The sequence below is a fragment of the Pseudomonas sp. PA-1-6B genome (assembly GCF_021609545.1).
GTDB lineage: Bacteria > Pseudomonadota > Gammaproteobacteria > Pseudomonadales > Pseudomonadaceae > Aquipseudomonas > Aquipseudomonas fluorescens_BV.
The window spans coordinates 73,787-81,655 of record NZ_WJZM01000026.1 but is presented as its reverse complement, the minus strand read 5'-3'; the positions used below and the strand labels follow the sequence as shown (position 1 = coordinate 81,655).

6 protein-coding genes are annotated in these 7,869 nt (G+C 62.4%); 2 read left to right on the top strand and 4 right to left on the bottom strand.

What is annotated here, in order from left to right; all coding sequences use genetic code 11:
* Positions 1-201: 201 nt before the first annotated feature.
* On the bottom strand, positions 202-3,300 hold the full coding sequence (locus GIV35_RS14415; protein ID WP_223024034.1) for an efflux RND transporter permease subunit: 3,099 nt from the start codon (positions 3,298-3,300) through the stop codon (positions 202-204).
* A 6-nt stretch (positions 3,301-3,306) separates the two neighbouring features.
* Positions 3,307-4,449 (bottom strand): efflux RND transporter periplasmic adaptor subunit, encoded by a 1,143-nt coding sequence (locus GIV35_RS14410; RefSeq protein WP_223024035.1) that lies wholly within the window; start codon positions 4,447-4,449, stop codon positions 3,307-3,309.
* Between the two features lie 171 nt (positions 4,450-4,620).
* Here GIV35_RS14410 and GIV35_RS14405 point away from each other — a divergent pair, with 171 nt between their 5' ends.
* Positions 4,621-5,322 carry a response regulator transcription factor gene (locus tag GIV35_RS14405; protein WP_003190934.1) on the top strand — a complete coding sequence of 234 codons (702 nt, stop codon included), beginning with the start codon at positions 4,621-4,623 and terminating at the stop codon, positions 5,320-5,322.
* 3 nt (positions 5,323-5,325) lie between these two features.
* Positions 5,326-6,627, top strand: a complete 1,302-nt coding sequence (locus tag GIV35_RS14400) for an ATP-binding protein (protein ID WP_200649039.1) — start codon at positions 5,326-5,328, stop codon at positions 6,625-6,627.
* Here the strand turns inward: GIV35_RS14400 and GIV35_RS14395 are convergent, their stop codons facing one another.
* A complete protein-coding gene (locus GIV35_RS14395) occupies positions 6,628-7,302 on the bottom strand; it encodes an anti-sigma factor (protein WP_223024036.1) in 675 nt (224 codons plus the stop codon).
* Positions 7,299-7,829 (bottom strand): sigma-70 family RNA polymerase sigma factor, encoded by a 531-nt coding sequence (locus tag GIV35_RS14390; protein WP_198716547.1) that lies wholly within the window; start codon positions 7,827-7,829, stop codon positions 7,299-7,301. Before GIV35_RS14390 ends, GIV35_RS14395 begins: the two co-directional genes overlap by 4 nt.
* Positions 7,830-7,869: the final 40 nt, after the last annotated feature.

Below are 7,869 nucleotides of genomic sequence, written 5' to 3'. Positions count from 1 at the left end.
CATGCTTGCAGCGTTGAGTTTGACCTCACTGGAATAGGACTTTCGCATCATCTGTACACCTCAGGTTTGGGCGCCATCATAGCGCCCTATTGATGTGTCCAATTTCATTAGGCCAGATCAGCTTGCCTGCGATAGCGCTGGTTCAGGCAACACTTATGTCGCCTGTGCCGCTGTCATCGCAGGCAAGCCAGCTCCCACTGATCAGTCTGGTTTATGGCGCTTGCGCACCAGCTTCATCACCACCACGAAGAATACCGGCACAAACACCACCGCCAATGTCGCCGTGATCATTCCGCCAATCACACCGGTGCCAATCGCCTGCTGGCTGGCCGAGCTGGCCCCCGTAGCAATCGCCAACGGCACCACGCCGAGGATGAATGCCAGGGACGTCATGATGATCGGCCGCAGTCGCAACCGTGCCGCTTTCAAGGTGGCGTCGATCAAATCCTCGCCCTGGTCATACAGGTCCTTGGCGAACTCGATAATCAAGATCGCGTTCTTCGCCGACAGGCCAATGATGGTGATCAAGCCGACCTTGAAGAACACGTCGTTGGGCATCCCGCGCAAGCTCACGGCCAACACCGCACCCAGTACCCCCAGCGGCACCACCAGCAACACCGAGGTGGGAATCGACCAGCTTTCATACAGCGCGGCCAGGCACAGGAACACGATCAGCAGCGACAGGCCCAACAGCAGCGGTGCCTGAGAGCCGGACAAGCGCTCCTGCAACGACAAACCCGTCCATTCCTGGCCCAGCCCTGCAGGCAACTGGCTGACCAGCCGCTGGATTTCGCTCATGGCCTCACCGGTGCTGTGCCCCGGCGCGGCTTCGCCGCTGATGGCGATGGCCGGGTAGCCGTTGTAACGGGTCAACTGCGTGGGGCCCTGGGTCCACTTGGCTTCGACGAAGGCTGAAAGCGGCACCATCTTCCCGGCGTTGTTGCGCACGTGGATTTTCATCAGGTCGGCCACCTGGCTGCGCTGGTCGCCTTCGGCTTGCACCACCACGCGCTGCATACGGCCCTGGTTGGGGAAGTCGTTGATATACGCCGAGCCGATCGCCGACGACAGCACGTTGCCTACGTCGGCAAACGACACACCCAGGGCGTTGGCCTGCTTGCGGTCCACTTCCAGCTGCACTTGTGGTGCTTCAGCCAAGGCGCTTTCACGCACGTTGGCCAGGATCGGGCTTTTCGCTGCAGCGTCCAGCAATTCGGTACGTGCGGCCATCAACCCGGCGTGGCCGACGCCACCGCGGTCCTGCAAACGGAACTCGAAACCACTGGAAGTGCCCAGGCCGTCTACCGGTGGCGGCAGGACTGCATAGGCAATCGCGTCCTTGAGTTCGCTGAAGGCCATGTTGGCGCGATCGGCAATCGAGGAAGCGGAGTCATCACTGCCACGCTCTGACCAATCCTTGAGCGTGGTAAACGCCAGCGCGGCGTTTTGCCCGGAACCGGAGAAGCTGAAGCCCATGATCATGGTGGTATCACCCACCCCAGGCTCGCCTGCGTTATGCGCCTCGATCTGTTCGGCCACTTGCACCGTACGGTTCTTGCTGGCGCCCGGCGGCAACTGGATATCAGTGATGGTGTAGCCCTGGTCTTCCACCGGCAGGAACGAGGAGGGCAGGCGGCTGAACAACAGGCCCATGCCCACCAGTAATACCAGGTAGATCAGCAGGTAGCGGCCGCTGCGCTTGAGGGCATAGGCCACCCAACCTTCGTAACGGTTGGTGAGTTGGTCAAAGCGCTGGTTGAACCAGCCGAAGAAACCACCCTTGGCATGGTGCTCGCCCTTGGCAATCGGCTTGAGCAGCGTGGCGCACAGTGCCGGGGTCAAGGTCAGGGCCAGGAAAGCGGAGAACAGGATCGAGGTGGACATCGACAGTGAGAACTGCTGGTAGATCACGCCCACCGAACCCGGCATGAAGGCCATCGGCAGGAACACCGCCACCAGCACCAGGGTGATACCGATGATGGCCCCGGTGATCTGGCCCATGGCTTTCTTCGTCGCCTCTTTGGGTGACAGGCCTTCGGTGGCCATGATGCGCTCGACGTTTTCCACCACCACGATGGCATCGTCCACCAGGATGCCGATAGCCAATACCATGCCGAACATGGTCAGCACGTTGATCGAGAAGCCCAGCAGCAACATGGTGGCGAAGGTGCCCATCAGCGCGATCGGCACCACCAGCGTGGGAATCAAGGTGTAGCGCACGTTCTGCAGGAACAGGAACATCACCGCGAACACCAGCGCCATCGCCTCCAGCAAGGTGTAGACCACCTTGGTGATCGAGACTTTGACAAAGGGCGAAGTGTCGTAGGGAATCTTGTATTCCACATTGGCAGGGAAGTAGCGCGACAACTCGTCCATTTTCGCCCGCACCAGCGTTGCGGTACTCAATGCATTAGCGCCGGGCGACAGTTGCACGCTGACGGCGGTAGACGGCTTGCCGTTCAGGCGGGTGGAGAACTGGTATTCCTGGCTACCGACTTCCACCCGTGCCACATCGCCGATGCGCACGGTGGAGCCATCGGGGTTAGCCTTGAGCACGATGTCGGCAAACTCCGCCGGGGTGGACAGTTGCCCCTTGACCAGCACCGCCGCGGTGATCTCCTGGGTGTGGGTGCCCGGCAAGTCACCGATGCTGCCCGCTGAGACTTGGGCGTTCTGGGCGCTGATCGCGGCGTTGACGTCGGCCGGCGTGAGGTTGAAACCGATCAGCTTCTGCGGATCGATCCAGATACGCATCGCTCGCTCGGCGCCATACAACTGGGCCTTGCCGACCCCGTCCAGGCGCTTGAGCTCGTTCATCACGTTGCGCGCCAGGTAATCACTGAGCGCCACGTCGTCAAGCTTGCCGTCGTTGGACGTCAATGTGACCAACAGCAGGAAACCGGCGGAGACTTTTTCCACCTGCAAGCCTTGCTGAGTCACGGCCTGGGGCAGGCGCGGCTCGACGACCTTGAGGCGGTTCTGCACATCCACCTGGGCCATTTCCGGGTCGGTGCCCGGTTGGAACGTGGCGGTGATCGTCGCCGAACCCAGGCTGCTCTGGGATTCGAAATACAGCAGGTGATCGGCGCCGTTGAGCTCTTGCTCGATCAGGCTGACCACGCTCTCATCCAGGGTCTGGGCCGAGGCACCGGGGTACACCGCGTAGATTTCCACCTTGGGTGGCGCGACGTTGGGGTACTGCGCCACCGGCAATTGCGGGATCGCCAGGAAGCCCGCCAGCAGGATAAACAGGGCCACCACCCAGGCGAAGATCGGGCGGTCAATAAAGAACTGCGGCATGACGGGTTATTCCTTTACGAGCGGGCTGTCGTCCACTTCAACTTTTTCACCGGGGCGTGCGTGTTGCAGGCCCTCGACGATGATGCGGTCGCCGGGCTTGAGGCCGCTGGTGACGATCCAGCGATCGTCTATCACTGCACCCAACTCCACCGGTTGCTGGCTGACGGTCTGTTCGGCGTCCAGCAGCAACACCATCGGGATACCAGCGCTGTCGCGGGTGATGGCGCGTTGCGGCACGCTGATACCTTGTTTGTCCACGGCCTGTTCCACGCGCACCCGCACAAAGCTGCCGGGTAACAGGTCGAGGTCCGGGTTGGGGAACTCGCTGCGCAGGATGATCTGCCCGGTGCCCGGATCGACGCTGATGTCGGCGAAGAGCAATTTGCCTGGCAACGGGTACAGGCTGCCGTCGTCCTGGATCAAGGTGGCCTTGGCCTGGTCCTGGCCGACCTGCTTCAAGCTGCCGGCACGAAAGGCGCGGCGCAGGTCGTTCAGCTCACGGGTGGACTGGGTGAGGTCGGCGTGGATCGGGTCCAGTTGCTGGATAATCGCCAGCGGCGTGGCTTCGTTCTGGCCGACCAGCGCGCCTTCGGTCACCAGGGCGCGGCCGATGCGCCCGGAAATCGGTGCGGTTACTGTGGCATAGCCCAGGTTCAGCTTGGCACGCTCGACGGCGGCCTTGTTGGCGGCCACTTCGGCGTTGGTCTGGCGTAGGGCGGCGCGGGCGTTGTCGTACTCCTGGCCGCTGATGGCGTTGCCTTCGACCAGTTGGCTGTAGCGCTGCTCTTGCAGGCGTGCCTGGAACGCATTGGCCTCGGCCTTGCTCAGGTTGGCCTGGGCACTGTCCAGGTCGGCCTTGAACGGCGCCGGGTCAATACGGAACAACACGTCGCCTTGCTTGACGTCGTGGCCTTCGTTGAACACCCGCTGCATGACCACCCCGGCGACCCGGGCGCGTACTTCGGCGATACGCGGTGCGGCGATGCGCCCGCTCAGTTCGCTGGTAATTGAGAGTGGCTTGGCCTGCAGGGTTTCGATCCGTACTTTGGCCAGGGGCATTTGTGGCGCCTCGTCTGCCGACTGACCACACGCGCTCAGCGCCAGTGTGAGGGCCAACAGGCAAAACGGCGCAAACAGATTCTTCGACATGCTCTTATCCCAATATTGACTGGCGCATCCTAAGGTCACCTGCGCCGTGGTGCTGTGAAGCTGTGTAGCGGGTCTGTGAAGAAGTGTAAGGTACGGCGCGCAGGGCGTCGGGGGCGTATATCCTTGCACAATCCTGCAACACACCAACAAACAGCATTATTTGGAAACACCATGCCCAACATCCTCCTGGTGGAAGACGACGCCGCACTCTCCGAGCTGATTGCCAGCTACCTGGAGCGCAATGGCTACCACGTCAGCGTGCTCAGCCGCGGCGACCATGTCCGTGAACGCGCACGCCTGAACCCGCCGGACCTGGTGATCCTCGACCTGATGCTGCCGGGCCTCGACGGCCTGCAGGTGTGCCGTTTGCTGCGCGCCGATTCGGCGGGGCTGCCGATCCTGATGCTGACCGCCCGCGATGACAGCCACGATCAGGTTCTGGGCCTTGAGATGGGCGCCGACGACTACGTGACCAAACCCTGCGAGCCGCGCGTATTGCTGGCCCGGGTGCGCACATTGCTGCGTCGCAGCAGCCTGTCCGAACCCCAGGTGGCCAGCGACCAGATCGTCATGGGCAACCTCTGCATTGATCTGTCCGAACGCACCGTGACCTGGCGCGAACAGGCGGTCGAGCTGTCCAGTGGTGAATACAACCTGCTGGTGGTGCTGGCCCGGCATGCCGGCGAAGTGCTCAGCCGCGATCAGATCCTGCAACGCCTGCGCGGTATCGAGTTCAACGGCACCGACCGTTCGGTGGACGTGGCCATCTCCAAGCTGCGGCGCAAGTTCGACGATCATGCGGGCGAGGCGCGCAAGATCAAGACGGTGTGGGGCAAGGGGTATCTGTTCAGCCGTTCCGAGTGGGAATGCTGAACCATGTTTCGCGTACTGCTGCGCCTCTACCTGATCACCATCGTCACCTACAGTGCGGCGATTTACCTGATTCCCAAGCTGGTGATCCAGCTGTTCGAACACCGCTACATGGACTACAACATCGAACAGTCCCGTGGCCTGCAAAAGCTGATGGTCAAGCAGTACCAGCGCGCACCGGTAGAGCGTTGGTCCCAGGTCACCGACCAGTTGAGCCGCGATTTTGCACCGTTGAGGGTGCAACTGTTACTGCGTCAAGACGCCCGCTATACCCCTGAGGAAGAACAGTTACTGGAGCAAGGCAAGCCAGTGATCCGCCTGGGCGAGTGGGGCTGGATGGAAGAAATCAGCTCGCCGATTAACCAGCAGTTCGCGGTCAAGCTGACCGTACCGCCAGACCCGTTGGACATGAACCTGCTGTACTGGTCGATGAACGTGCTGGTCGGTGCCGCCTTGCTGGCGTGCCTGCTGGTGTGGCTGCGTCCGCACTGGCGTGACCTGGAGCGTTTGAAAAGTACCGCCGCGTTATTGGGCAAGGGCCATCTGGAGGCGCGTACGGGGCTCGCACCCAGCTCCAGCATCGGCGGCCTGGCGGCGGTATTCGACACCATGGCCGACGATATCGAGCGCCTCTTGAACCAGCAGCGCGATTTGCTCAATGCGGTCTCCCATGAACTGCGCACACCGCTCACCCGCTTGGATTTCGGGCTGGCCCTGGCGCTTTCCGAAGACTTGCCCCCGGCCAGCCGCGAGCGCCTGCAAAGCCTGGTGGCGCATATTCGGGAGCTGGATGAGCTGGTGCTGGAATTGCTGTCTTACAGCCGCCTGCAAAACCCGGCGCAATTGCCCGAGCGAGTAGAGGTGGCGCTCGACGAGTTTATCGACAGCGTGTTGGGCAGCGTCGACGATGAGCTGGAGAACCCCGATATCGTCATCGATGTGGTCCTCGATTGTGCCGTGGAGCGCTTCAGCCTCGACCCGCGCCTGACTGCCAGGGCCTTGCAGAACCTGCTGCGCAATGCGACGCGCTACTGCGACAAACGCATCCAGGTGGGCGTGAGGGTATGCCCCAAAGGCTGTGAAATCTGGGTGGACGACGATGGCATCGGCATACCGGCGGACCAGCGCGAGCGCATCTTCGAGCCGTTCTACCGCCTGGACCGTAGCCGCGACCGCGCAACCGGTGGCTTTGGCCTGGGCCTGGCGATCAGCCGGCGCGCCCTGGAGGCCCAGGGCGGCACTTTGACGGCTTTGGCGTCTCCCTTGGGCGGGGCGCGGTTTCGTGTGTGGCTACCTAACCTCTCGTGATCAGAGCACTTTGACTGCGCGGCCGATCCCGTGAATCGGCCCGGTGGGTTTGCCGGTGGGCGAGCCATTGGGCCCTTCCAGCGTCAGTTCAAACAACTGGTTCGGTGCCAGCGGCGGCAGCTTGTCCAGCGGCACCGACAAGGTCTGCCCCGGCTTTACCAGCCCCAGGGATACGGGCCCCTGCCAGCCATCGGCCTTGGTCCAGAACTCCAGGGCTTTGTCGGCAGGAATCTCCATCACCCCCAGTGGAATCAATTGGATCTGCTGATTATCACTGGCCTGCACCACCCAGCCCGGTGCCTGGTTTTGTGGCGCCATCAGCACCACCACGAAGCTGGGTGCGGTCATGGGCGGGCGCGTCAGTAATAAAACCGCCAGCACCACGCTTGCCATCAGGCCCGCGGCAGAAAGCCCGCGCCAGAACGCCAGCAGGTTCCACCACGCCACGCTCGTTTCGGGGGCTTTGATGCGGCGTTCAATGCGCCGCCACAGCTGTGCCGAAGGCGGCACCGGTTGTGCCAGCGCCACCAGAGGCAACAGACGCTGCTCCCAGGCATCCACCGCTGCACGCAGTGCCGCATCATGGGCCAGGCGTTGTTGCACCTCAGCGCGCTGTTCGGCGGGCAGGGTCCCCAGCACGTATTCACTGGCCAGTTCATCCAGGCTGTCGTTCATGCCATGCACTCCCGCAAGGCGGCGAGGCTGCGTTTGATCCAGGCTTTGACGGTACCCAGCGGGGTACTGAGTTTTTGCGCAATTTCGCTGTGGGAGTAACCGTCCACATAGGCGTGCAGGATGCAGGTACGGCGTGTCGGGTCGAGCCGCTCCAGGCACTGGTGGATCTGCCCGGAGCGTGCAGCAAACTCAACGGTCTGGGCAGGCTCTGCCAGCGGCTCGTACTGATCGTCCAGCGGCACGTCACGCGCGGTGCTGCGTACAACGTCCAGGGCCAGGTGGCGAGTCACGCTGAACACCCATCCCCGTGCGGAGCCTCGCAGGGGGTCGAAACTGCGTGCGCCGTGCCAGATCTTGATAAAGGCGTCATGCACGATGTCCTCGGCCAGTGCCTTGTTGCGGGTAATGCGCAGCGCCACACCGAGCAAGCGGCTGCTGTCCTGCTCATAGAGCTGGTGCAGGGCGCGATGATCGCCGCGGGCGCAGGCTAACAGGCACACTTCATAATCAAAGATGAGTTCAGCCAAACCAGAATTCCTGCCACTGAGGAGACGTCTACGCCTTGTA

Bases quoted from the DNA above. Each gene is read 5' to 3' on its own strand.
- GIV35_RS14405 (WP_003190934.1), top strand. From the start codon at position 4,621: ATGCCCAACATCCTCCTGGTGGAAGACGACGCCGCACTCTCCGAGCTG.
- GIV35_RS14415 (WP_223024034.1), bottom strand. From the start codon at position 3,300: ATGCCGCAGTTCTTTATTGACCGCCCGATCTTCGCCTGGGTGGTGGCC.
- GIV35_RS14400 (WP_200649039.1), top strand. From the start codon at position 5,326: ATGTTTCGCGTACTGCTGCGCCTCTACCTGATCACCATCGTCACCTAC.
- GIV35_RS14410 (WP_223024035.1), bottom strand. From the start codon at position 4,449: ATGTCGAAGAATCTGTTTGCGCCGTTTTGCCTGTTGGCCCTCACACTG.
- GIV35_RS14395 (WP_223024036.1), bottom strand. From the start codon at position 7,302: ATGAACGACAGCCTGGATGAACTGGCCAGTGAATACGTGCTGGGGACC.